Raw genomic sequence first — 24,092 nt, 5'->3', positions numbered from 1 at the left:
TCATCTCCTTTGTTTCTTGATTTCTAATACAATCTAATTTACATCATAGAATTGATTTTGGTAATTTCAGTTAATACAAAAACATCGCTCTATTTTACAACAGTGCCTTTGTCCTTCCGGCAGCTATCTATGATGAAGGATAGCCGTGTCCAAGTAAACCTTGTAAAATCAAAAACTTATTTTTAAAGTGGAAAACAAGAATTTTAAGTATTTTTGCTGATATCGATTTTATTTTACCACAAAAGATGGTGAACTACTCAACTCTAATGAGGAGAGCTTCCTAATTCAACGACCGTTGCGAAACACCGATGGTTTCACCTGCTTCTGTCAATAACAAGAATTATTCTTTCGTCCTTATGGAAAAGGTTGTTAAGTATTTGGATCTTAGTGGATTTAACTTCTTAGCTTGTTTCTTTAAGAAGGTTTAAATCTTTTTCAATACTTCCCAAATGAACGGTTATTCATTAACTGTACTTCTTTCATCTCTATTTTTCCCAAAAAATGCCTCGATTATAATTACTTTTCAATTTTTTTAAGAATTATCTCGATTTTCAAAGAGCATTTTGGATAATTATCTAATATTTTATTTCTTTTTCTTCTTGCCTTGTTTTCCTTGAACCCGTTTCGGGGTGTCCCCTTTCATTAATCATCGCTTTTATCTACTTCTGAAGTGGGTATAATGTGTATGATATAATTATACCATACACAACGAATTAATCTAATTTCCTCATTTGATTATATTAGATGTCCTTGAAAAAGATTGGTTAGATCATAATTCGAATCTTTGAGGGGGTGACCCCCCTCAAACTCCCCAACAAACAAGAAACTTCTCTAAATCTTAAAATTCTGAATCACACAATTCTGTGATTGGGGGTAACCCCCCTCAAACTCCCCAACAAACAAGAAACTTCTCTAAATCTTAAAATTCTGAATCACACAATTCTGTGATTGGGGGTAACCCCCCTCAAACTCCCTGAAAACAAAAATCTCTTCTTATAAAAGATCTTCGCTTGCACAATACTGCAAACAAATGATATCATATCTTTATTAATCTCGTGTTTGAAAACACGAGTCTTTTTAAAATTTTTATGGTAAAATAAGATGAAAAAACATTGGAGGTGTTATTTTTGTTTCAAAAAAGAACTCACACTTGTGGAGAATTAAACGAAAACGATATAGATAAGATCGTTATTTTAAATGGCTGGATAGATAGGATTCGTGATTTAGGAGGAATTATCTTTGTTTTGATAAGAGATAGATACGGTAAAACTCAAGCGGTTTTTGATTCAAGCGATAACAATACGCTTTATCAAAAAGCCTTGAAATTAAAAAATGAATACGTTGTTTCTATCCAAGGAAAAGTTAGAGTACGTCCTGAAAAAGATAAAAATCCAAATATGTTAACCGGGAGCGTTGAAGTACTTGCAACAAATTTAGAAATTCTTTCTGAATCTGACACACCACCAATATACGTAAACATAGAAGAGGATATTTCTGAAAATTTGAGGTTAAAATACAGATACTTAGACCTCAGAAAAGAACGGATGCAACGGAATCTAATCCTGAGACACAAGGTTATGAAAATCACTAGAGATACCCTAAGCGCTGAAGGCTTCCTGGAAATTGAGACCCCTTACTTAACAAAATCAACACCAGAAGGGGCACGCGATTTTCTGGTTCCTTCGAGATTAAAACCTGGCAATTTTTACGCCTTACCTCAATCTCCTCAACTTTTCAAACAGCTGCTGATGGTATCAGGTTTTGATAAATATTTTCAAATAGCTCGTTGTTTCAGAGATGAGGATTTTAGGGCTGATAGGCAACCCGAATTCACACAAATTGACATAGAACAGTCCTTTGTTGAAAAAGAAGATATATTTGCATTAACAGAAAAATTAATCAAAGAAATATTCGAAAAGTCTCTAAATTACAATGGATTAGAGATCCCATTTCAAAAATATACCTATGATGAAGTAATAAAAAAATACGGTTCAGACAAACCTGATTTACGGTATGGTATGGAATTTATAGACCTAACATCATATTTTCAAAATACAGAGGCTAACTTCATAAAAAACGGGATAGATAAAGGCCTAATATTAAAAGGATTTATTGTCCCTGAAAGGTCTAACAATTTTTCAAGAAAAAAATTCGATGATCTTACAGAGTTTGCTAAAGAACAAGGCAGTACCGGTTTAATTTGGATAGCTAATGACAAAGAAATAAGATCAAATATAAAAAAAGCCGCAGCCAAAGAGATTAATATCTTAGTAGAACGTGGTATAATGAAAGAAGATGACGTTTTATTAGCTATTTTGGAAGAAGCAGACAAAATAGATAAGATTTTAGGACAATTGAGAATAAAAATGATCAAAGAAGAGTTTGAAAAAGAATCCGGGTTCAGCATAATTTGGGTCACTGATTTTCCAATGTTTTCTTGGAATGAAGAAGAACAGAGAATAGTAGCCGAACATCACCCCTTTACTATGCCCAACTTAGATGATTTAGCTAAATATGATAATAGAGACCCTTTAAAAATCAAATCTCAATCTTACGATCTTGTAATAAACGGTTATGAGATTGCAAGCGGCAGCATAAGGATACACAAACAAGATATACAACAAAAGGTATTCGATATTTTAGGTTTGAGCAAAGAAGAGGCACAAGAGAAATTTGGATTCTTATTAGAGGCTTTCAAATATGGTGCTCCACCTCACGGAGGCATAGCAATCGGAATGGATAGATTGGTAAGCATACTGGTAGGAGAAGATTCAATAAAAGAGGTCATTGCATTCCCAAAAACAGCTTCTGGAACAGATCCTATGACCAATGCTCCATCAGAAGTTAGTGAGAAACAATTGGAAGAATTACATCTCGCTTTGAAAAAATCAAACGAGAGTGAGATGAAAAATGACTCAAAAAGCTAAAAAAATAAAGATTGCAATAGATGGGCCGGCAGGATCAGGCAAATCTACAATTGCACAAAAACTAGCAGAAATACTAAAAATAAATTATCTAAATAGTGGGGCTTTGTACAGAATCATTGGTTATTACCTAAACGAACAAAAAGTGGACCCACAAGATTCAAAAAATATAGAAAATATTTTAGAAAAACTTAACATTAAAATAAAAAACAACCGTTATTTTTTAGACGAAAAAGATGTTACTATCTCCATTAAAGACTCAAAAATCGGTGATTTAGCTTCTCTATACTCTCGTAATAATATTATTAGAGAAAAAGTTAATGAGATAATTAAAAAGATTGCCGAAAAAGACAGTATAGTGGTTGATGGAAGAGATATAGGAACCGTAGTTCTGCCCGATAGTGATATTAAAATATATCTAACCGCCTCTATAGAAGAAAGAGCTAAAAGAAGATGGAGTGAAGAAAAGGGGAAAAAACCCAATATTTCTTTTACTGAAATATTGGAAGAAATAAAAAATAGGGATTACAACGATTCAAATCGTTCTATAGCTCCATTAAAACCAGCTCAAGATGCAATAATTATAGATACTACTAATCTGTCCATAGAAGAAGTCCTTCAAAAAATATTAAAAATTATCGAAGAGAGAGGTATTTATGGAAATTAATGTAGCAAAAAGAACTGGTTTTTGCTCAGGCGTTCAAAAAGCGTACAATGAAGTTAAAAATTCCTTAGTTAACAAAAATAAGATTTATATTTATGGTGAGTTAGTACACAATAAAAAGGTAATAGAAGAGTTAAACAAATCAGGTGCAATAACTATAAAAGGATTGGATGAGATACCCGAGGATTCCATAAACGAAACGGTAATCATCAGAGCCCATGGTATTTCAAAGGCTGAGAAAGATCTTTTAGAAGAACGATTCTCTAAAGTTATAGACATGACTTGCCCAATAGTTACAAATTTAGTAAAATACGTAGGTAACAAGCAAAAAGAAGGATTTTTTGTAGTCGTGTATGGAAAACCTGACCATCCTGAGATACTTGGGCTAAAAGGGAATGTAGATGAGAGTAAATTGCTAATAACACTTTCTCCAGTGACAATACCTCAAAAAAAAGTATTGATAGTATCTCAAACAACCATGGGCGAAGAAGAGTACAAAAATTTTATAACCAGTATTTTAACTATTAATTCTTTTACGGAGGTGTTGATAAGAGATACTATATGTTCTGAAACTATCCTAAGGGAAAAAGAGACACTAGAACTTTCTCAAAAAAGCACATTGATGCTAGTTCTAGGCGGAAAAAACAGTTCAAATACTCAAAAACTATACCGTATTTCAAAAAAATATTGTAAAAGGACATACCATATTGAATCTGGTGAAGAACTTAAAGAAATAACTATCTCTCCACAAGACAAAATAGGAATAGTTACTGGTTCATCCACACCAACATCAGAATTAAATAAAGTGTTGGAGTATCTAAGCCAAGAGAAGGAGGATTTTTCATGATGGAGGAAAAAACATTTGAAAAACTTTTGAACGAACAAGAGATAAACGAGGTAAAAAAAGGAAAAATAATAGAAGGAAAGGTATTTGAAATAAATAGCGATGGTATATGGGTTGCTTTAGAAGGTGCCACAGGAGATGTGTTTGTAAGTCAAGTAGAACTCATAAAACCTCTCCAAGAATATCAAGTAGATCAAAAGATACTAGTAGAAATAACAAAAACAAATGATGCAGAAGGTTTAAACTTTGCCTCCGAAAAAAGGGCCGTTTGGAATGAAACTATGAATAAAATAAACGAAGGAGAAAATTATCCTATTATTTTTAAAAACAGGCTCAAGAAAGGCTACAGCGTATTGATTGAAGGACTTATCGGTGCTTTTCTTCCTGGTTCGTTATCTTTATTAAGCCCTAAAGATGATTTACCTCAAGGAGAAAAAATGGCTAAAGTGATTTCTAAAAATGGAAAAAACATAGTCGTATCGATAAAAGATTACGCAGAAGAAAAAATTAGTCAAACTTTCAATGAATACGAGGAAGGAATGGTAATTGACGGTGTGGTAGAGGATATAAAAAACTTTGGTGCCTTTGTAAGATTGAATGATCATTTGAATGGTCTCATACCAGCAAGTGAGGTTAGCTGGGACGAAAAGATCTCTATAAAAGATTATCTAAAGGTGGGTCAAAAAGTTAAAGCGCTGATAATAAAATTGGACAGAGAGAAAAAAAGAATTTCACTATCTCTTAAACGCTTGAAAGAAAATCCCTGGAAAACAGTGGATGAAAAATATCCTATAGGAAGTATTGTTCAAGGTACTGTAACTAAGATATTACCTTTTGGTTTTACTGTCAAGATAGACGAAGGTTTAGAAGGTTTGGTCCATGAAACAGAAATATTCTGGGGCAGGAAAGGTAGGATAAGTGACTTAGTAAATGTTGGGGACGATGTTCAAGTCAAAATATTGAATATAGACAAAGAGAATAAAAAGATTAATCTAAGCTACAAACAAGTTTCAGGAGATCCATGGGAAAACATAGAAGAAAAATACTATGAAGGAAACATTGTTACAGGAACCGTCGAAAAGGTTCTCGATAATGGGGCGATTATAAAAATAGATGAAGGAATCACTGGATTTTTACATGTTTCAGAACTTTCATGGGATTTTGTCGACGATATTTCAACAGTGCTTAATGAAAAACAAAAGATTAAAGTAAAAATAATAAAAATAGACAAGGATAACAAAAGGATGAGACTATCAGTTAGAGAAACAAAAGAAAATCCTTGGAAAAAGGCTTCAAAAGAGATAAAACCAGGTGATACTGTTAAAGGAAAAATAATTCGTTTTTTAGATAAAGGAGCAATAGTCCTCATTGATGGTTACGAAGTAGAGGCTTATCTACCCGCAAGCAAGGCTTCCACAAATTCAAAAAGTCTCGAGGAAACATATAGTATCGGTGATCAAATAGAAGCAAAAGTTTTAGAGATTGGACTTGAAAATGAATTTAAAAGGGGGAACATGATTATAAGTGTAACACATCTAGAAGAAGAAAGAGAAAAAGAAGAGGCGCTACAAGTAATTAATGAAATGAATGAAGAGTAAAATGCTTCAGTAAAAAACAAGAGGTGGAATAACTTGGAAAAACCGACGGTTCTCATAATTGGAAAACCCAATGTGGGAAAATCAACATTATTTAACAGAATGATTGGTGAAAGAAAATCAATAGTTCACGATATGCCTGGTGTAACGCGGGATAACGTTTCCTCCACAATCCAATGGGACGATATATCTTTTACATTGGTAGATACTTGTGGAATATTCGAACAACCGGAAGACAACATAGAAGAAAGGCAGAAAAAAATAATTTTTGAAAGTTTAAAAGACGTATCTTTGGTAATATTTGTAATCGATGGAAAGATTGGACTTACCTCAGAAGACTATCACATTGCTGACTACTTAAGAAAGACCAATTCGAAAGTTATCTTAGTTATTAATAAGGCAGAGAATTTTGAAAAATACGAGCTTGAGATGAAACCAGAGATCTACTCTCTTGGCTTTGGTGAAGGAATCCCTGTTTCTGCAGAGCATAACAAAAATATTTTTACTTTAATGGATACTATCGCAAATACTTTAAAAACTTCTGGCTTAAATTCGGAGGAATCTGTTGATAGCGAGAAGGATAGCGAAGAAATAAAAGTATCTATCGTCGGGCGTCCTAACGTTGGGAAATCTTCTCTTTTTAATAGCATAATTGGTTCAGAAAGGGCTATCGTTTCAGAAATACCTGGAACAACCCGAGACGCCATTGATCATCTAGTTACAATGGGCGATAACACCTTCAGATTTATAGATACTGCTGGAATGAGAAAAAAAAGTACCATTCATTATGCAAGTATTGAAATGTTTTCAATATCAAGAACAATCAACGCAATTGAAAAGTCAGATGTAGTAATTTTAGTAGTTGATTCAACAGAAGGAATAACCCACCAAGACAAAAGCATCATAGGTATTGCAGAAAAAAGAGGAAAGGGAACGATTATAGCATTTAACAAGTGGGATTTAGTTAGTAACAACCATCAAAGAAAGGAAGAGTTTTTTAACTATTTTGAAAAAGAACTCTACTTTGTAAATTATAGTCCATTAGTTTTCACATCGGCACCTAAAAGATGGGGGATTCAAGAATTAATAACCGCTATAAAAGAAGTCGAAAAATCAAGAAACAAAAAAATCCCAACAAGTGCGTTGAATGCAGCTTTAGAAAAATACACATTGGTTACTCCACCACCAATTAAAAAAGGAAAAAGAATCAAATTTTACTATGCTACACAAGTTGGGACCAAACCACCTGTTTTCGTATTCTATTCAAATTTACCATACGACATACCAAAATACTATCAACAAGGTTTGAGAAACATGATAAGAAATTACATTGATCCTTTCATTGGTTCGCCTATATTTCTAAAATTCGAAGCAAGAAAAAATGAAGAAACTTCAAAAACCAAGCAAAAAACACTATAAAATTTGTTGTTAAACTTTGACTAAATTATAAATCCTATTTCAGGGAGGAAAACATATGTCCATTGCTGCTTTGATCATCAGTTATCTATGTGGATCTATTCCTTTCAGCTTCTTGATTCCATGGAGTAAGGGGATAGACATAAGAAAAACTGGAAGCGGAAACGTTGGAGGAACCAATGTTTTAAGGGCTTTGGGGCCAAAATGGGGACTCCTTTCAATAACACTTGATTTTTTGAAAGCATTCATTCCCATTTTAATAATAAGACTTATTTTTGGTGTTGATTCGTGGGTTCCTTATTTATCTTTAATTGTACTTGTCTTAGGTCACGACTATCCAATTTTTTTAAAATTCGAAGGTGGAAAAGGAGTGGCTTCTACATTAGGTGGTTACTTTGCTTTGAGCCCGATGTTAGGTGTAATATTTCTGTTAGTTTGGATATCTGTCGTATTATTGACCAAATATGTTTCTGTATCGTCCCTTTTAGGTTTGCTTGTAACCGCTATTTTAAGTTATTTTTGGAATTTAAAATTGGGTATTACCTACACACTTTTATTTTTTCTGAGCTTGTATAGACATAGATCGAATATCAAAAGGTTACTATCGAATTCTGAAAATAAAGCAGACATTATAAAAATCCTAAAAAAGGAAGAAAAGATTCAATGAAAAAAGCACTTATCACCCTTTTTATTTATCTTTTGCTGACTAACGTTTGGATATTCTCTCAAGAATTATCAGAAAGTGAATTAAACTCTAGAGAACTATTTTCAGATAGTCTCCAGTTGTTATTTGAAGGGGAAAAATACGAGGCACGTGTTCAATTAAATCAAGCAATGAGTGGAGAAATATATATAACAGATATACCCAAACTTTGGTACTATGCAGCAAAATTGGATTTACAGTTAGGAATGATAGACAAAGCCATTCAGGACTTGGAAAATTCTTTGTTATTCTCAACAGTAAATGAAGAAGCTAATACATTGTTGAACTTTATAAACAGTATCAAAAATTTTTCACTTTCCAACTATGCCACACCTGTATTTCTTGAAATTAGCCAAACAGCAGGCGTTAAAGATTCTTTTGAAAGATTTTATAATCCAGTAGATTGCGAAATCATCAATTCAAATTTGTACGTTTTAGATTCTCAAAATCACTTGATATTTAAAACAAATAACTACGAAGAAACTTGGATAAGATTGGACAAAGGCAAAAATTATTATTCTATAAACGCTGACGAAAATCTAAATAGAGTTTACCTAGGCTCGGATAAAGGGATTTATTACTTTGAAAGTTATTCTCCAATCATTAGAAAGGAAATTAAAACCAATTCAACGGTGGAAAGTACGGTATTAACAAACGAAATAGAAAACCAAATAGAAGTTTTGACAGAAGGTTTTCCATTTGTGATTTACGACATCGATAACGCTGGAAGATTAGTCGGATACGATCCATACAACAATGAAATAAAAATCATAGGTTACAACGGTGAGATACTTCAACAAAAGAAATTTGACCATTCAACAACGTTTCTCGATGGAGCCTTATGGCACAACAATTTATACTTAATTGATTATGCAAGTTCATCAGTTTTTAATTTCGATATATTAAAAAATGAAGTGGTGAACACAACAAAACTACCAAATAAAACTTATATTTCTCTTGATGTTCTTCCCTGGAATAAAATCTTAGTTTCATCAGTTGAAGATGGCATAGAAATTTTAGAAGAAGATGGAGAACTCAACCCAATCGATGATAGTTTTAACGGTAAAAATACTAGTCAATTCAGGGGAAAAGTCAAAATTGAAAATGGTGTGCTTATCCTTTCGGATTTAGAAGATAACAAAGTTTACTTGGAAAGAATAGATTCAAATACTGAAAGTAACCTGTATATTTTGAATTTGTACGGGTTGAAGTATAGTAAAAACGATCGAACAGTGACCCTAAAAATTAATGTCAACGATATCTCAGGCGAAAAAATGGATTTTTTGACCAAAAATATATACGTAATGGATTCAGGAGGTAGAGTGCCTTTTAATTACCATCGTACTTATTCAATATCAGATACTTATGAATATGAAATTAACGATCTCTTCCAAGTTCATGTACCCCAAATTAACACCGATTCGAAGATATTAACACATGGTGAGATCGACACAGAACTAACCCCTGAAAAGACGATACCTTTTATCCTTTCAAGTAGTTCTTTATTCCACCTGACTAATGGAAAAGAAGTAAACACAAACTTAGAAAACCTTGCCTTCATGAGCGGAGGAGGTATTATAGATCAAAGCCAAGAAGAATATCTGAAAAGTTATTTGAAAGTTTCATACAAACCTATTGATTACATAGAATACAACTTATTTCCTCCAATAATCAGTGGGATAAATCCAGCCAGTGTTTCTCTGTTATTAGAAGATAAAACTTTAGTTGATACTCTTTTTTACTATACTGAAGGGGATATAAATGAGTAAAGAAATGGCTTATTATTACAACCAAAAAGCAAACACCATGTTAGAAAAAGGGAATTATCTAAATGCTGCTTCATATTATAAAAAAGCGATATCTTTACTTCCTGAAGATCCTATGTTCTATCATAACATTGGGGTCTGTTATATGCTAAGTGAAGATTACGAAAAAGCTAGTAAATTTTTAGAGATTGCTTTAGAAAAAGGCATAGACTTAGACGAGACAAACCTTTACCTTGCCCATTCATTATACGAAATAGAAAAGTATGAAGACATATTACATTTAAAAGAACCTCAGGATGGCCAAAACAAAATAAATTTTTTGATCATAAAATCAAAAGCCGCGTTGAAAAGTGGAAACAACGAAGTTGCAAAAAAAATAGTAAGTCATTTAAAAATCTCGGGTTACAATTCTCAAGAATTGGAACTAATAGAAAAAATGATATAACAAAAAATTTTAGTGGGGAGGATAAAAAATGAAAAAAGGTAGCTTTATTATCATTCTTTTAATTCTTTTGGCTTTACCAATTATTACATTCTCATATAACGTAAGGATGGGTGACATCTTAGGAATTTGGGTCTTAGGATATCCTGAATATTCAATAACCGATGCAATTGTGGGGCCAGAAGGAGACGTCACGGTACCTCCTATTGGCAGAATAAAAGCAGAAGGTAGAACTTTAGAAGAAATTGAAAACGAGATATCCACTAAAATGGAAAGTTACATAAAAACTAATAAAGTTACAGTAGGAATCACCCAGTATGCCCCTTTTTCGGTAACGGTTTTAGGAAACACCAACATAAACGGGGTCATTAACATAAAAAACGAAAAGATTAAACTTTCAGATCTAATTGGATTAGCTGGTGGGATAAAAGATATCACTAACTCCTCTTATGCGTTGATCAAATCTCCCGATGGAAAGGAACAAAAAGTTAATATCGAATGGATCAAAAGTGGAGAACCTGGTGAAGATCCTTATATATATGAAAATTACTTTGTTCTCTTCCCATACGACTATACCAATAAGGTCACTGTTTTTTCAGACTTCGGCACGTCATCTTTAGATTACTATGAAGGTTTGACGTTGAAAACCGTCATCTCTTCCATGAATATACCTACTAACAAGATGCCTACTGAACTTATGATTGTTCGAGAGGGAAAAATTCAAGAAGTCCCATTTGATGAAATAGTAAAAAAAGAAGATTATTCCTTACAACCAGGCGACACAGTAATAATTCCTTACAACTACACGAATAATGTTCTCGTCTTTTCTGATTTTGGATCAGCTTCTTTAGATTATTTTGAAGGCATGGGAATAAAATCTGTAATAACGTTACTTAACGTTAGTCTAAGCGAAGTAGAAGACTCTGTAACAGTTGTTAGAGAAGGAGAAACTACTACTTTATCTTTACAGAAAACAACCAACAATGAAGATTTTTTGCTTCAACCAGGCGATACAGTAATAATAAACAGATTTGAAAATTATGTATACTTAAGTTCACAAGAAAATTCACAAAGAGTTGACTTTGAAAAACAAGAAAGAATGAACATCAGAACACTCTTAACTAAAGTTGGTATAAGTGAAGAAAATGTGGAAGAAGTTCGAGTAAACAACCAACCCGTAAATTCGAATACTGAGCTAAAAAAAGGTGATTTTGTTCAAATTACACTTAAGAGAAACTATGTTTATCTAAGTGGAGCATTCAACAGAACTGGAAAGGTTGAATTTTTGCCAAACGAAAAAATAAGTATGGATAAGATAGTTGGATTAGCAGGTGGTTTCAGTAATAATTTTTCAGGAAACTTGGTTATCGTGGACAATTCTGGAAGTACAAAAAGTTTAACCGTTGATCCGAATAACTTAACTATGTTGAAAGATGTCTTAGTAAGTTCTGGCTCAACGATAATAGCCGACACAGAATTAAGAATGGCTTATATATTCGGAGAATTCTCTAATGTTATGGCCTACAATCAAGGAGAAAGTTTGTATGAACTACTGCTCCCATTAAACTTAGATGAATCCTACCAAGTTAGATATCAAATCGGTGAAAAAACCGGAACTTCAATAGCGAATGAATTTGACAGTTTAAAAAATATTCCACTCGAAGGCAAGGCCTTTGTAGAGATTTCAAGAATTGCTCCAGACCAAATTATCGTCTACAAGGCAGGAGAAACACAAGTTATTCAGCAAAAAAATGTGAGGTTAATAGATGTCTTCTCGTCTGTAAATGGGTTCTCCCCAGTAGATACTGGAACAATAGCAATTTACCAAAACAATGAAAAGATAAAAACAATAAATTCTGAAGAATTATTGAACAATTTAATGATGGAAGTTCCAAAAGGTTCATACGTCGTTGTTCAACCAGAAGTGAGTGGTTCATACATAGCTGTTTTGGGAAATATCTCTCCAAAAAGTCTAAGAACAGATGTTCCAATGAGCTTGGTTGAGATACTTTCTAACTCCGCTATCGATTGGAAAAACCAAGAGAGCATCTTCATCTATACAAAAAACAACGAGGAAATAAAAGTGGATATAAAAGACGTTGAATCACTAAGAAATGTACTTGTTAACCCTGGATCCATAGTCTACGTACCACCGGCAGAAGAGCAAGTTGTTTACGTCTTTGGAGAAGTAACAAAACCCGGTATTATCCCATACAATGCAGGCATGACAGTGCTAGACGCAATACTCAAAGCAGGAAACGCTTCTCAATCAGCTCAATTAACAACGGTATACTTATTCAAAGATGGTCCGGAAAATCCACCTGTAACTTTGGACTTATCTGGAATAATAAACGCAGCCCCTGTAAAAACCGGGATGAACCCAGAAGTAAAACCAAAAGATATTATCTATATTCCAAAAAACACACTCACCAACATCGTAGAAGTTATGAGTACGGTACAAACATTCATGAGTTTTATTAACGCCGGCTTTGACACATACGCTAATGTATCTGGTCTGTTTTGATAAAATAAGAAAGGTGAAATTTGTTTGAAAACCTCTGAATGGCTTAAGAAGTACGATATAAGATTAAAAAAAGGGTTGGGTCAAAATTTTTTGTCTAACTCGACTGTGTCTCATGAAATAGTAAAAAAAAGTGAAATCGATGAAAATGACGTAATAATAGAAATTGGAACCGGCAATGGAATTCTCACAGAAGAGATAGCAAAGAAAGCAAAAAAAGTAATAACGTTTGAAATTGATGAGAGGCTCAAACCACTATTAGAAGAAAGGTTTGAAGGTTCAAAAAATGTAGAAATACATTTTGAAGATTTCTTAAACACAGACCTTTCTAAATTCAAAGATATTCCAAAACTGAAATATATAGCAAACATCCCATATTATATCTCTTCAAAAATATTAGAAAAGATATTTGAAGAATCACCAAAATTTGAATACGCAATTTTTATGTTTCAAAAAGAGTTTGGACAACGGTTGATGGCAAAATCAAAAAAAAGTTACAGCCCTTTAAGTATATTCGTTCAGACTTATTGTACTGTTGAAAGAATCATGGATGTATCTAAAAACAATTTCATACCAATTCCAAAAGTAGATTCAGTAATATTGAAATTCAACCCTGTGTACAAGTATGTAGAAGAAATAGATCCAAAAGATTTCATGAAATTTGTTCACATATGTTTTTCTAAAAGAAGAAAAACAATAAAAAATAATCTTAAAGAGATTATACCTGATACAGAAAAATATTTAACTGAGGTACAAATTGACCCCTCATCTCGACCAGAAGATATTCCCATAGAAACATACATACAACTATACAAAAAATTGTTGGGGCGAAGGGGGGCTAACAAAGGTTTCTAAAGGCAATAGTAAATTTATCTTTGGAGGGATAGAAATGGCTGAAGAGAACAATTCAGAAAATAAGAATGAAAATAAATTAGAATACGAAAGTTTAATCAACCAAGAAGAAAAGAAACCACCACAAAACAGAGAGAGATTAATTATTATTACAACTATTATTGCAATAGTTGTCTTGGGTATTGTGATTATATTTTCTCTGTTGTTTTTTGGTGGAAAGTATAATGTAACGATCAACTACGAAATAGTTGCGTCAGAAGGTCTACAAGAACCTTACAACGAAATAAAAGTTGAATTGATTGGAGCCAATACTTACGAAGCATCTTTTCCTGTTGGAGAAAGTATAGAATTAACGTCCATAGAAGAAGGAACCTATCAACTAAATATTATGGCAATCGATGATTCAGGTGTCGCATATTACTATTATAACAACCCAGAATTATTTGTGAATGAAGATAAAACACTAAACGAAATAAAACTAAAAAAATCATCTTTGAAATATCAAATAGATTATAGGTGGGTTAATAACGATTTGTACATAACCCTTCCACAAGACTATGACCAATATTTAGTTTATAGAAGAAATAGTTCTGGAATTTATGAACCTTTTAGGACATCCAACCAAAATACTATTATTTTAAGTTCAGTGCCTTCTGAAGGACTGGATCTAAAATTTGCTGTTGTTAAAAATAACATGGTTTATGATTTCTCTGAAAATTATACTTTTCAAAGAAATAATCCTCCTACTAGCCCTATAATCTTATCTCCATCTGCAAATCAACTATTAACCGAACCATATGTATACTTCGTATGGCAAGCGGAAGACCCTGAAGGAGATTCTTTGGTCTTTGACTTATATTTAACCGCTGACTCTGAACAGGAGCGACTCATAGCAGAAAATATCGATACATATTTTTATCAATTTAATTCCTTGGAAATGGGAAAAAATTACACCTTAAGAATTGTTGCAAAGGATCAAAAAGGCGGAGAATCTACTTCTCAAATAAGGTTTTCTACTGAAGTAGTACCTGAGGAAAAAGTCTACCTTTACTCTCCAAGTGGTGAAATGGGAGTAACGATATATGAAGTTACAGATCCAAGTAATCCTCAAGAAATCGCTACAATAGACGCGCCTGGAAACGTTACAGATGTAATTAATCACGATAATTATCTTTATATATTGAGAAATATTGAAGGATTAAGCATCGCAGAAATAAGCGATCCTAATTCTCCAACACTGTTAGAAAACTTGAATTTAGAAGGTATTAACGGTATTAAAATCGCCAATGGCTATTTATACGCTAGATTTGAAAATGGACAAGTTAGTGTATACTCTATTAAAGATAATCCACGTAATCCTGAATTTCTCGGATACACAGACATCAAATTCTATGGTGCCCTAGAACCTGAAATAAGATATATTCAAAGTCAGCAAGACTTGAAAGTTGAAATTATAAAAGGCGAGTACCCAGTTAGAATTAACCTTAACAACCGTGTTTTTGTTACAGAATATTCCCTTTTAGTTGCCAACGCGGAAATGAAAGAAACTGTGGAAAATTCCTTTTCGCAGGTGTTCGACACACTTAGACTCATATTCTCAACTTATAAACCTGAAGATTTTAGAAATAATGAGAAAATTGCCGAAATTGAGAACAAATTGCTTTCAGCCTTGAATGAATTATTTCAAACAAACACCACAAACGGTATAAAAGAAGTAACTTTAGATGTTTCTAGAGTAGAATGATTTTCTATTTTGTTAATTTTTGCTTTAGATAGCATTGTTCTCTAAAGGCTGCAATTTCAGCTTCTAGATTAGTATTTGCAGAATCACCGAAAAATGCATGAATCATCGGGACAACTAACGAAGGATCTCTTTTTGATGCTTCTTTGGCGATGGCATCCATTTTTGCCATCGCCACTCCTTCTTGCATACAAGTGAAAGGTCCTACATGGAATATCCCAGAAACTTTTTGTCTACCGTTTGTTAATTCACCATTCAAGAATTTTAGAAATATCCCAATTACCAAAGGTGATTCTCCAACGATATCTCCGTGATACTTTCTACTATTTTGCATGTCATCGATGATTTTTTGAGGTTTAGGTAAAATGGCATGGTCTTTAGAATAATTCCCGAAAATTTTCTTGAAACGCCAATCGGTGAAACCCATATAATTATCCACAAATCGGAAAAGCAAGTTGGAATTTCTTCTTTCATTAATGTAAATTACATATTCTAACCATTCAGCTATTGTTCCTCTTATTATTTCTAACCTTTCTTCTTCTATTCTTTGCATTACATAATCTGTGTATGGATCATGTTGCCTTGAATATATTTCTCCTATATATAACACTAAAGGCAGTGAATGCTCTTTTGCACTTGGGGATAATCTTGTAAAAGTATCTATAGCCTCTTTCACCCATCTTTTTAGATATTTTATAGATCCGCCTTTTTCTATCAGTAATTGTTGTAAATTTTTCCATAGTTTTTGGGTGGTTTCATCGAAATCAGTAAAATCATCCGCGTACGGCCTAAATCTTCTGATTAAATCGTCTGTCATATCCGCCATTTTTATTGCCCTAAATACGTTTATTAATGCATCAGCTTTTTGGTAAATGGTTTTAAACTGTTCTGGTGCTTCTATCTGTAAGTAACCAGTATCAACAGAAGGACTGATTATAGGAATGTTATCAAGTCCTTCTTTGTGCAAAAAAATCTTAAGAACTTCTCCATACTTACCAAAACGACATGGGCCAGAAGTGGTTGGTAAAAAAATAACAATATTATTATTTATCCAATCCTTTCCTTTATCTTTGGCTATTTCTTCCAAGGTTGCCATTGCATCACCAACGACACCTCTTAACGGGAAACAAACTTCCGTGGTGATGAACCTATCCGCCGCTTCTTTAGCTTGAACTGTAGCCGTTGGTAAAACTTTGGCTTCTATTCCATAATGTTTTAACACAGCTTTTCCCAGGTTACTTGCTTCACCCATGTAAGGAATGAGCCACTGTCTTTGCCCCAATTTTAATTTGTCCTTATGACCATCTGGGAATAAGACAAAATCTTTGAATTCCAAGTCTGTTTTTGGTTTGCTTTTTTTTACAACCCGATCGTGGGCCTCAGCCCTTGTAACAAAGGGGGCGTTGTTGGTTTGTGCATCTGTTACTAAATGCAAAAACGGTTTGTCTGCTCTTTTGAATATCTCATCTTCATGATAAAACTTCACCGAGTCTGGTCCACAAGCGAAATTCATCTGTCTTATTGGAAATAGTTTAGGATGTTTTGCCACGAATATAGATGCTTGAAGGATATGAGAATTTTGATACCAGTATTCGTTGAAAGAAAGGTCATCTATAGGAATATCTATATAATACTCTTCCAAGAAAGTTTGAGGGATATAATTCATACCTCTTTGTTTGGTGAACATAGAACCTGATTGTGAGGAAGCTTGAGGGTCTAGTACAACATAATCTCTCCCCAATCCTACATACCCTATCTCTTCACTTTTTTCTAATTTGTTTAAGAATCTTTCCCCTTGTTTGTGTAAATCGCTTTTGAATGCTTTTAATTTTTGATCTGCATATTCTATGGCTTCCAATATCTTTTCTTTGGAAATATTGTAACCAATTCTTTTTAATTCATCGTATATCGCTTGAGCTGACCTTTCTTTATCTTTCCAGTAAAGAACAGGCAGAATCTCTCTATCCTCGTCTAATCCCAATATGTCTTGCAACAAGTAACCTTCAGCCTCAGTATATATGCAAAATTTTCTCATAGGTTTTTTATCTCTTACTTCTTCAATAACCGAGGGGTTAAACAGATGTTTTATCCTTTTATCTTTTGCCAGCAGATCCCCATGGCCTACGACGAGTTTCATCGCTATGCAAAATTCCGTAGGAGCAATATTTATACCTCTTTGTGCGATTCCTTCATCTGAAACTGGGGATAATACTGGTAAAAATCCAACTTTATTCAACAATGCCGCAGACCAAACCCCTATTTCTCCTAAAGTTACTCCTGCTCTGTGAATACCTACCGTTTTTTCATTATCGACATTTATTTCGTCCAACTTTTCGTATTTTATGCCTTCAAAATGTTTTTCAAACAATCTATGGAAAATTTCAACATAATCTACTTTTACCTTCTCTGCCCCTTCACTGTTCCCTCTTGGACAAAAACCACCTGTTATAACTTTTTCGCCTGCTATACTAAAGATTTTTAATCTGCAATTTCTTACCTTACAGGACAATTTGCCGAAGTAATCTGAACACATTACCTCTTCTTTTTCAAATTTCATATCTACTACTTCAAAGCCTCTGAAAGCTGAGCGCACTTCTTTTCCTTCTTTTTTCACCTTCAATATCTCTTCTCTTAGAAAAAGACCCGCTCCCCATGCTCCAAACAATTCTCTGTGGGGATAAGCGTAGATATCTTTGTTTGTAACTTGTGCCATTGCAGCCAAAAATGCTTTCCCCAAGGCTGGTCCCCCTTGACAAGAGCATTTGTTTTGAATATGTTGTGGACCTCCAACAAATTTATTAAAATAGCTAGCTGCGGTGGATCTGACTATCGCTGCAGCTATCTCTTCTTGTGAAAAACCCTCGGAAATTAAACGGTTTTCTTCCATTTCCATGAAAACGCCACAGGTAGAATCTATAATGGGTACTTTTTCTGCTTTCAACGCTGCTTCTTGAAGTGTCGATTTGACATCCAAGCCTAACAGTTGAGCCATGTTCTCCAATGTTTGACCAGCTCCGGCTTGACATGAGTAATTCATCCTAGCCTCTTTTATCTGATCTGTAGCTTCTTCTCCATTAAGTTTGAAAGAAGTGAACTTCATATCTTGTCCACCGATTTCAAATATGGTATCTATTTTTTCATCGTGGAATTTAATTCCTTTAGCGTGACATGTGACTTCATCAACGGCTCCATCTAAAACTGCGTATCCTTCTTCTTCTAAAGTTTCTTTTTTCTTTTGACTTACTAAAATTCTCTCGTACAATTTTCTGGCTGATCCTGTGGTACATACACCAAGAACATTATAATTATTGGATTTTTTGGCTAAGTGTCTAAACACTTCTTTAAGAGCTCTTTCTGGATCACCATGGGTGCTGATGTAAATTTTGTCTAAAAGGGCACCCGTTTCAACGTCCACAATCGCAGCTTTTGTGGTGGTTGAGCCTCCATCTACTCCTATGGTTACATCTCTAACCACATCAGGTTGCACTTTCTCAATTTTTCCTTCGTAGCTGTGGACTTTATCAAGAAAGGCATAAAGAGGCTTAGCATAGGGACGTTTACTCTTCGTAAAATTAGAGATCTCAGAAAGTCGGTTAAAATCTATCACAAATTTGTTTTTCTTTTCTAACGCTTCCAGAGCTATCCCAATAGCTGCAACAGCGGTATGGTACTTAGGCCTTTTTACATTTAAATTAGTTAACATATTGAAACTTTTGAGGATATAATCACTTGAAAAGACTCCTCCTGTAGCTATGGCTGAGAGAGATGGATCAAGTTCCCTCGCTCCAATCACGTCATTTTTAAAATTCCTAGCTACTGTAGAGTACAATTTTGCAACTAAAAAGGGCCTTTGAGCACCTTCATTTTGTTCGTGTATCAAATCTGATTGAATTACAACACCACATCTAGCATTGAAGCCCTGAATATCGCTGTAATCTTTCACCTCGTTTTCTGCTTGGGCATACAATTTTCTCATTAGTTCAATTTTTTGTGAGTAATCATCTATCTGAAAAAACTCTGAATCGTTTTTTAAGTATAATCTTTTCAACTGTTTTTCAACTAAGATTCCTGAACCCCCGCCACATTTGCTATTAGCTGACAACTCTAAAAGATTCACCTTTTCTTTAAGATGTCCAAGTCTTAAAAAATATGAGTCCTTTGCTCCAATGTGGAATACATAGGAAACATTTGGTTCGAGAAAAGAAGCACCTTTGGGTATGGTAACACTTTCATAATCAAACAAGAGTTCCGAAAAAACTTTGTTGAAAAGTTGTGCACCTATTCCCGTGAAAGACGTAGAAAGTACTTCCCCATCCAGTTCAGGTTTTATCGATTCCCAAATCTCCGGTAGCCTTTTTAAAGGCACACCAAAATGTGGAATACTTTCTTTAACGTATTTTAGTTTTCCTTCTTCGTCAATGACCGCTACATGAATGCTTGATGAACCAATATCAAACCCAACGTAATACATACCTTTTCTCCCCTTAAAGCCCAAAATTTTTCTTTTTTTGAAGCCCTAAAACCTACTTTAGTGCCTCATTACCCTACAATCAGTCACATCATTTCTCTCTTACTATTATGATATACCTTTTTACAATAATTATCAAGGTTCTTAAGATTTTATAACAAACAAAAAAAATTAAGCCCCATTAAGGGGCTTCAACATCTTGCTTCGTTCTTATACCCACATATATTACAAGTTTTAGACTAAGGTTCGAACATTCCTATCTCAATTACTTTCTTACTTAACCTCTCTGCTTTGTATATTAGGACCGTCTTGAATTTGTACCATCCTTTAGGCGATCCCCAAAAAGTGTTTTTTTAATTATTTTCTTATATTTAAAAGGTTTTGAGGGCTTAGAGATTACCCCCAATGTATACTGATAGACTTCGTTAGTTTATGCAGAAAATCCTCTCGTGTATTCTTAATTTTCTCATGTATTCTAGCAACTTCTAATTTTGCTTTGCCCCAATTCTTAGAACCTTTTTCTTTGCTTGAGAACTTTTTATATGCATGTTTTAGTTTCTTTTCGTATTTAGACAAAACTTTAGGAACTGGATACTTTGTCCCATCATCTGTTTTTATCCTAGCTACCCTTGCATTTATGTATGTTTCATATTGGAATAGGTTTAAATGTTGCTGGCTTCTTTGAACTGTATCGCTGCACTGTAATATTTACCGTTGTATTCGAACTTTGCACCTTTTTTGAAATCCAGATATATATGTTGATTGTATTTCCTTGTTGTTCTATCTTTTCTATGTACAATGGCTCTGTTATATTCAGTATCTATTCAAAGAATTTTGGTAGCTCTTTTCTCATTCGGTATCACTTTTTATACATTTTGTGTTCTTTTACTTTTGATAAATGATACCAGATTATTTAATCATTTATTCATATTTCATTTTTTCTACACACACTTTTTGGAAGAGAAACAAGAAATATCTATTGTAAATTTTATGTAAATAAAAATCCCATCTAAAATTTAGATGGGATCGTTTATGATTTTTTGATTCTATTGATTTATATATGATGCTTTTAAGAAAGGCTTTTTGTCTGAAGATATATACTTCGTTATCTCTGAAAGATCACCAACATCGGTTAATAATTTTTGAAAAAAGAATTCATTACTATTAAGAATTTTCACAGCCCTTTGCATGGTGAATGGATTTACATAAGAACCGGTGATTGAAATTTCCTCACTGTATATTTTAAAAGGCTCTACTTCCTTTGATTTCGATCCCTTTGGAGTGACTCCGAAATCTATTATTTTTCCGCCTTTTTTTACTAGGGTATAAGCGGTTTCAAATCCCGAAATAGTTCCAGAACATTCAAATACTGTATCAAATTTGCGGGATTTGGGATTATTGTCAGGATGATCGATTTCCAACCGAAACTCGTTTTTTATAAATTCCATTTTTTCTTGAGAAACTTCAAATATAACGGTTTTCCCTACTGAGAATCTGTTTAATAGCATGGCGAAGATCAGACCTATTGCTCCTCCACCTATTATTGCTATATCATCAGTGTAAGAGAAATTAGAAAGATCTATTCCATGGATTATACAAGAAAGAGGCTCTGCAAATATTGCATCTTTTACTTGGATATTGTCGTATAATGCGAAGATCTGTTCATTTGGGACAGAAACAAGTTCGGCAAAACCGCCATCTCTATTTACACCAACTGCGCTAAGATTTTCACACAGATGAATTTTGCCTTCCCTACAATACTGGCAAACACCACAAGGTCTATTTGGATCAATGGTTACTTTGGTTCCTTTCTCAAATGTCTTAGATTTTACTATTTCTCCAACGATTTCATGCCCTGGTATAAGAGGATAAGTAGCCAAAGTTTCTCCTTTAAAGATTTTTAAATCAGTTCCACAAACACCACAACCTAATACCCTTATCAATGATTCATTTTCTTTTGCAGACGGTTCTTCTTTATTAATTACTTCAATTTGATGAGGTTTTTCGATGTAAATAGCTTCCATAAGCGCACCTTCTTTATAATTTAATCAAAGTTTTAAATGAGTTTTTTTCATCAGAAGCGTACAAAACGCATTCGGTACTTGATCTAATACTCTATTTATGATTATCAATTTTTCATTGGAAGCCAGTTAAGCACTTTTTCAATGTAAGTATCCCAAAATTTCCAAGTATGTGCCCCTGGCCCTTCTTCATAAGTTAAATCAACGTTATTTTCCACAAGAAAATCTTTGAATTCACGGTTAGTCCTTAATAAATCATCTTCGGTGCCACAAGCCATATACATTTTAGGAAAATGTATTGACGGATCTTTTTTCATCTGTTCTTTGATATCCTTCACAAGTACTTTTGGATTCTTATCTGACAAAAGAGCCTCCTTAGAATCTCCGAACCAGTTCTTCACAAAAGCAATTTCTGGATAAGATTCACCAAGCGTTTGCAATTGTTCAAGATCCAAGGCACTGGAAAGTCCAGCAACATAGCCAAAGGTTTCATGGTATTTTAGACCATTTCTAATGGCACCATAGCCTCCCATAGAAAGTCCAGCAATGAAGGTATCCTCTCTTCTCTTAGACAAAGGAAACATTTTTCTGGTGATATCAACAAGTTCTTTTCCTATAAATTCTCCATAAAAATTACCAGTTTCCGGTTGATCTAAATAAAAGGAATTATCACCAGAAGGCATCACAACTGCAAGGTTCTTTCCTTCAGCCAATCTTTGAATTCTTGTTTCTGATACCCAGCTAGTATAATTACCAAACCCCCCATGAAGAAGATATAATGTTTTGAAAGGATTATTGCCATTGTCTACGATTTCAGAGGTAATTGAAAAATTTAATTTATCAACCGGTAAAACGACCATAATTGGCACTTTTCTCATTAAAGATTTTGACATAAAGTTTACTTCTAATAAAGCCATAATATCCCTCCTTATTACATTGTACAATTTTTTTAGAAAACAAAAAGTAAATTTTTTATTTGTCTTGGGTAAATTTTAGATTAAAATTAAACACGACAGTTTTAATCTTATTTTTCAAAATCCATAAAAGAAGGAATTAGAAAGGCTTTTAATGAAATTTTTTTCAAATCTTGCAAAAACGGAGATTTTAGTGTATAATCGCTAATAATTTACTCTAATCTTAAATAGTTACCAATAATTAGGAAAAATGAAATTTTTTTCATTTGTTGACAAAACTGAAAATATTTTCGTAATATTTTTGAGTTCAAGGAGTTAGATGTCTTGAAAAAAAATCAGACTCTCAAATGTGGTTATTTAGGGCCAAAAGGTACTTTTAGTGAAATCGCTGCTATGAAATATTTTGGTGAAAATGTTTTTTTGATGCCATTACAATCTATTTCAGATGTTTTTGAAATGGTTCAAAGTAAAGAAGTAGATTTTGGAGTTGTTCCTATTGAAAATTCCGTGGAAGGTTCAGTAAATATTACGATGGATCTTTTATTCGAGAAATCTGATATTCACGTAATGGGTGAGTGTGTTGTTCCAATTAAACATTTTCTTGTATCTTACGAAAGTTTAGACCTGGCAGAAATTAAAAAGCTCTTCTCTCATCAACAAGCTATTGGACAATGCAGTAAGTTTATAAAAAATAGATTGAATAATCCAGATATTATATTCACCGCGAGTACAGCAAATGCTTGCGAAATGATTAAAGATGTACCAGGGAGTGCAGCTATAGGTTCGGAAAATATTATCAATATCTATAATTTAAAGGTTTTAGCTAGAGATATTCAAGACTCAAAAAGTAACTCAACTCGTTTTTTCATAATTGCAAATTCCAAAAGGTTTACAAAGTTTGAAGGTACAGCAAAAAATTCCAAAACCTCGATAATATGTTCTCCAATGCACAATGAACCTGGTGTTCTATACAACATGTTAAAAGCTTTCAAAGAAAAGGACATTAATCTAACAAGGATAGAGTCGCGTCCAACCAAAAAGCAATTAGGTGAATACTCTTTTTATATAGATTTTGAAGGTTATACAGAAGATAAAGATGTAAAAACAGCATTAGTTAAATTAGAAAAAATGAGTTCTTTCTTTAAAATTCTTGGAAGTTATCCAAAATGGGAGGAACGGGAATGAATTCTACCGGGGATATTATCAACATTTTTAAACATT

16 protein-coding genes are annotated in these 24,092 nt (G+C 33.5%); 12 read left to right on the top strand and 4 right to left on the bottom strand.

What is annotated here, in order from left to right; genetic code table 11:
- The first annotated feature begins 1,127 nt into the window (after positions 1-1,127).
- The 11 genes from aspS to X926_RS01300 are packed head-to-tail and all read left to right on the top strand — an operon-like array spanning position 1,128 to position 15,471.
- Positions 1,128-2,927, top strand: a complete 1,800-nt coding sequence (gene aspS, locus X926_RS01350; RefSeq protein WP_103064701.1) for an aspartate--tRNA ligase — start codon at positions 1,128-1,130, stop codon at positions 2,925-2,927.
- Positions 2,911-3,591, top strand: a complete 681-nt coding sequence (cmk, locus tag X926_RS01345; RefSeq protein WP_103064700.1) for a (d)CMP kinase — start codon at positions 2,911-2,913, stop codon at positions 3,589-3,591. The genes aspS and cmk overlap by 17 nt, the downstream gene beginning before the upstream one ends.
- On the top strand, positions 3,581-4,435 hold the full coding sequence (ispH, locus tag X926_RS01340) for a 4-hydroxy-3-methylbut-2-enyl diphosphate reductase (protein WP_103064699.1): 855 nt from the start codon (positions 3,581-3,583) through the stop codon (positions 4,433-4,435). Before cmk ends, ispH begins: the two co-directional genes overlap by 11 nt.
- The gene (locus tag X926_RS01335) at positions 4,432-6,030 is read left to right on the top strand and encodes a S1 RNA-binding domain-containing protein (protein WP_012209409.1); all 1,599 of its coding nucleotides are present in this window, start codon (positions 4,432-4,434) and stop codon (positions 6,028-6,030) included. The genes ispH and X926_RS01335 overlap by 4 nt, the downstream gene beginning before the upstream one ends.
- Positions 6,031-6,063: 33 nt before the next feature.
- On the top strand, positions 6,064-7,446 hold the full coding sequence (der, locus tag X926_RS01330; RefSeq protein ID WP_012209408.1) for a ribosome biogenesis GTPase Der: 1,383 nt from the start codon (positions 6,064-6,066) through the stop codon (positions 7,444-7,446).
- Positions 7,447-7,501: 55 nt separating this feature from the next.
- Positions 7,502-8,110: a glycerol-3-phosphate 1-O-acyltransferase PlsY gene (gene plsY, locus X926_RS01325; RefSeq protein WP_012209407.1), complete on the top strand. Its 609-nt coding sequence runs from the start codon at positions 7,502-7,504 to the stop codon at positions 8,108-8,110.
- Positions 8,107-9,915: a hypothetical protein gene (locus X926_RS01320; RefSeq protein WP_103064698.1), complete on the top strand. Its 1,809-nt coding sequence runs from the start codon at positions 8,107-8,109 to the stop codon at positions 9,913-9,915. The genes plsY and X926_RS01320 overlap by 4 nt, the downstream gene beginning before the upstream one ends.
- Positions 9,908-10,357 (top strand): M48 family metallopeptidase, encoded by a 450-nt coding sequence (locus X926_RS01315; protein ID WP_103064697.1) that lies wholly within the window; start codon positions 9,908-9,910, stop codon positions 10,355-10,357. The genes X926_RS01320 and X926_RS01315 overlap by 8 nt, the downstream gene beginning before the upstream one ends.
- Before the next feature lie 28 nt (positions 10,358-10,385).
- A complete protein-coding gene (locus X926_RS01310; RefSeq protein ID WP_103064696.1) occupies positions 10,386-12,878 on the top strand; it encodes a polysaccharide biosynthesis/export family protein in 2,493 nt (830 codons plus the stop codon).
- Positions 12,879-12,902: 24 nt separating this feature from the next.
- Positions 12,903-13,730, top strand: a complete 828-nt coding sequence (gene rsmA, locus X926_RS01305; RefSeq protein ID WP_103064695.1) for a 16S rRNA (adenine(1518)-N(6)/adenine(1519)-N(6))-dimethyltransferase RsmA — start codon at positions 12,903-12,905, stop codon at positions 13,728-13,730.
- A 34-nt stretch (positions 13,731-13,764) separates the two neighbouring features.
- Positions 13,765-15,471, top strand: a complete 1,707-nt coding sequence (locus X926_RS01300) for a flagellar basal body-associated FliL family protein (RefSeq protein WP_103064694.1) — start codon at positions 13,765-13,767, stop codon at positions 15,469-15,471.
- Between the two features lie 4 nt (positions 15,472-15,475).
- Here the strand turns inward: X926_RS01300 and X926_RS01295 are convergent, their stop codons facing one another.
- The 4 genes from X926_RS01295 to X926_RS01280 form a co-directional block, all read right to left on the bottom strand.
- Positions 15,476-19,939 (bottom strand): BadF/BadG/BcrA/BcrD ATPase family protein, encoded by a 4,464-nt coding sequence (locus X926_RS01295; protein WP_103064693.1) that lies wholly within the window; start codon positions 19,937-19,939, stop codon positions 15,476-15,478.
- 393 nt (positions 19,940-20,332) lie between these two features.
- On the bottom strand, positions 20,333-20,512 hold the full coding sequence (locus X926_RS10275; protein WP_233186651.1) for a transposase: 180 nt from the start codon (positions 20,510-20,512) through the stop codon (positions 20,333-20,335).
- 470 nt (positions 20,513-20,982) lie between these two features.
- Positions 20,983-21,960 carry an alcohol dehydrogenase catalytic domain-containing protein gene (locus X926_RS01285; RefSeq protein WP_103064692.1) on the bottom strand — a complete coding sequence of 326 codons (978 nt, stop codon included), beginning with the start codon at positions 21,958-21,960 and terminating at the stop codon, positions 20,983-20,985.
- A gap of 104 nt (positions 21,961-22,064) precedes the next feature.
- Positions 22,065-22,874: an alpha/beta hydrolase family protein gene (locus X926_RS01280; protein ID WP_103064691.1), complete on the bottom strand. Its 810-nt coding sequence runs from the start codon at positions 22,872-22,874 to the stop codon at positions 22,065-22,067.
- 321 nt (positions 22,875-23,195) lie between these two features.
- On the opposite strand from X926_RS01280, the gene pheA reads away from it, so the two are divergent.
- A complete protein-coding gene (pheA, locus tag X926_RS01275; protein ID WP_158245168.1) occupies positions 23,196-24,056 on the top strand; it encodes a prephenate dehydratase in 861 nt (286 codons plus the stop codon).
- Positions 24,057-24,092: the final 36 nt, after the last annotated feature.

It is taken from the genome of Petrotoga sp. HWHPT.55.6.3, from assembly GCF_002895495.1.
Classification (GTDB): domain Bacteria; phylum Thermotogota; class Thermotogae; order Petrotogales; family Petrotogaceae; genus Petrotoga; species Petrotoga mobilis.
The sequence above is the reverse complement of the archived record's forward strand: the minus strand, read 5'-3'. Positions and strand labels throughout refer to the sequence as shown.

Coding starts and splice junctions, on each gene's coding strand:
- cmk (WP_103064700.1), top strand. CDS start 2,911: ATGACTCAAAAAGCTAAAAAAATAAAGATTGCAATAGATGGGCCGGCA.
- ispH (WP_103064699.1), top strand. CDS start 3,581: ATGGAAATTAATGTAGCAAAAAGAACTGGTTTTTGCTCAGGCGTTCAA.
- X926_RS01335 (WP_012209409.1), top strand. CDS start 4,432: ATGATGGAGGAAAAAACATTTGAAAAACTTTTGAACGAACAAGAGATA.
- plsY (WP_012209407.1), top strand. CDS start 7,502: ATGTCCATTGCTGCTTTGATCATCAGTTATCTATGTGGATCTATTCCT.
- X926_RS01320 (WP_103064698.1), top strand. CDS start 8,107: ATGAAAAAAGCACTTATCACCCTTTTTATTTATCTTTTGCTGACTAAC.
- X926_RS01315 (WP_103064697.1), top strand. CDS start 9,908: ATGAGTAAAGAAATGGCTTATTATTACAACCAAAAAGCAAACACCATG.
- X926_RS01310 (WP_103064696.1), top strand. CDS start 10,386: ATGAAAAAAGGTAGCTTTATTATCATTCTTTTAATTCTTTTGGCTTTA.
- X926_RS01300 (WP_103064694.1), top strand. CDS start 13,765: ATGGCTGAAGAGAACAATTCAGAAAATAAGAATGAAAATAAATTAGAA.
- X926_RS01295 (WP_103064693.1), bottom strand. CDS start 19,939: ATGTATTACGTTGGGTTTGATATTGGTTCATCAAGCATTCATGTAGCG.
- X926_RS01285 (WP_103064692.1), bottom strand. CDS start 21,960: ATGGAAGCTATTTACATCGAAAAACCTCATCAAATTGAAGTAATTAAT.
- X926_RS01280 (WP_103064691.1), bottom strand. CDS start 22,874: ATGGCTTTATTAGAAGTAAACTTTATGTCAAAATCTTTAATGAGAAAA.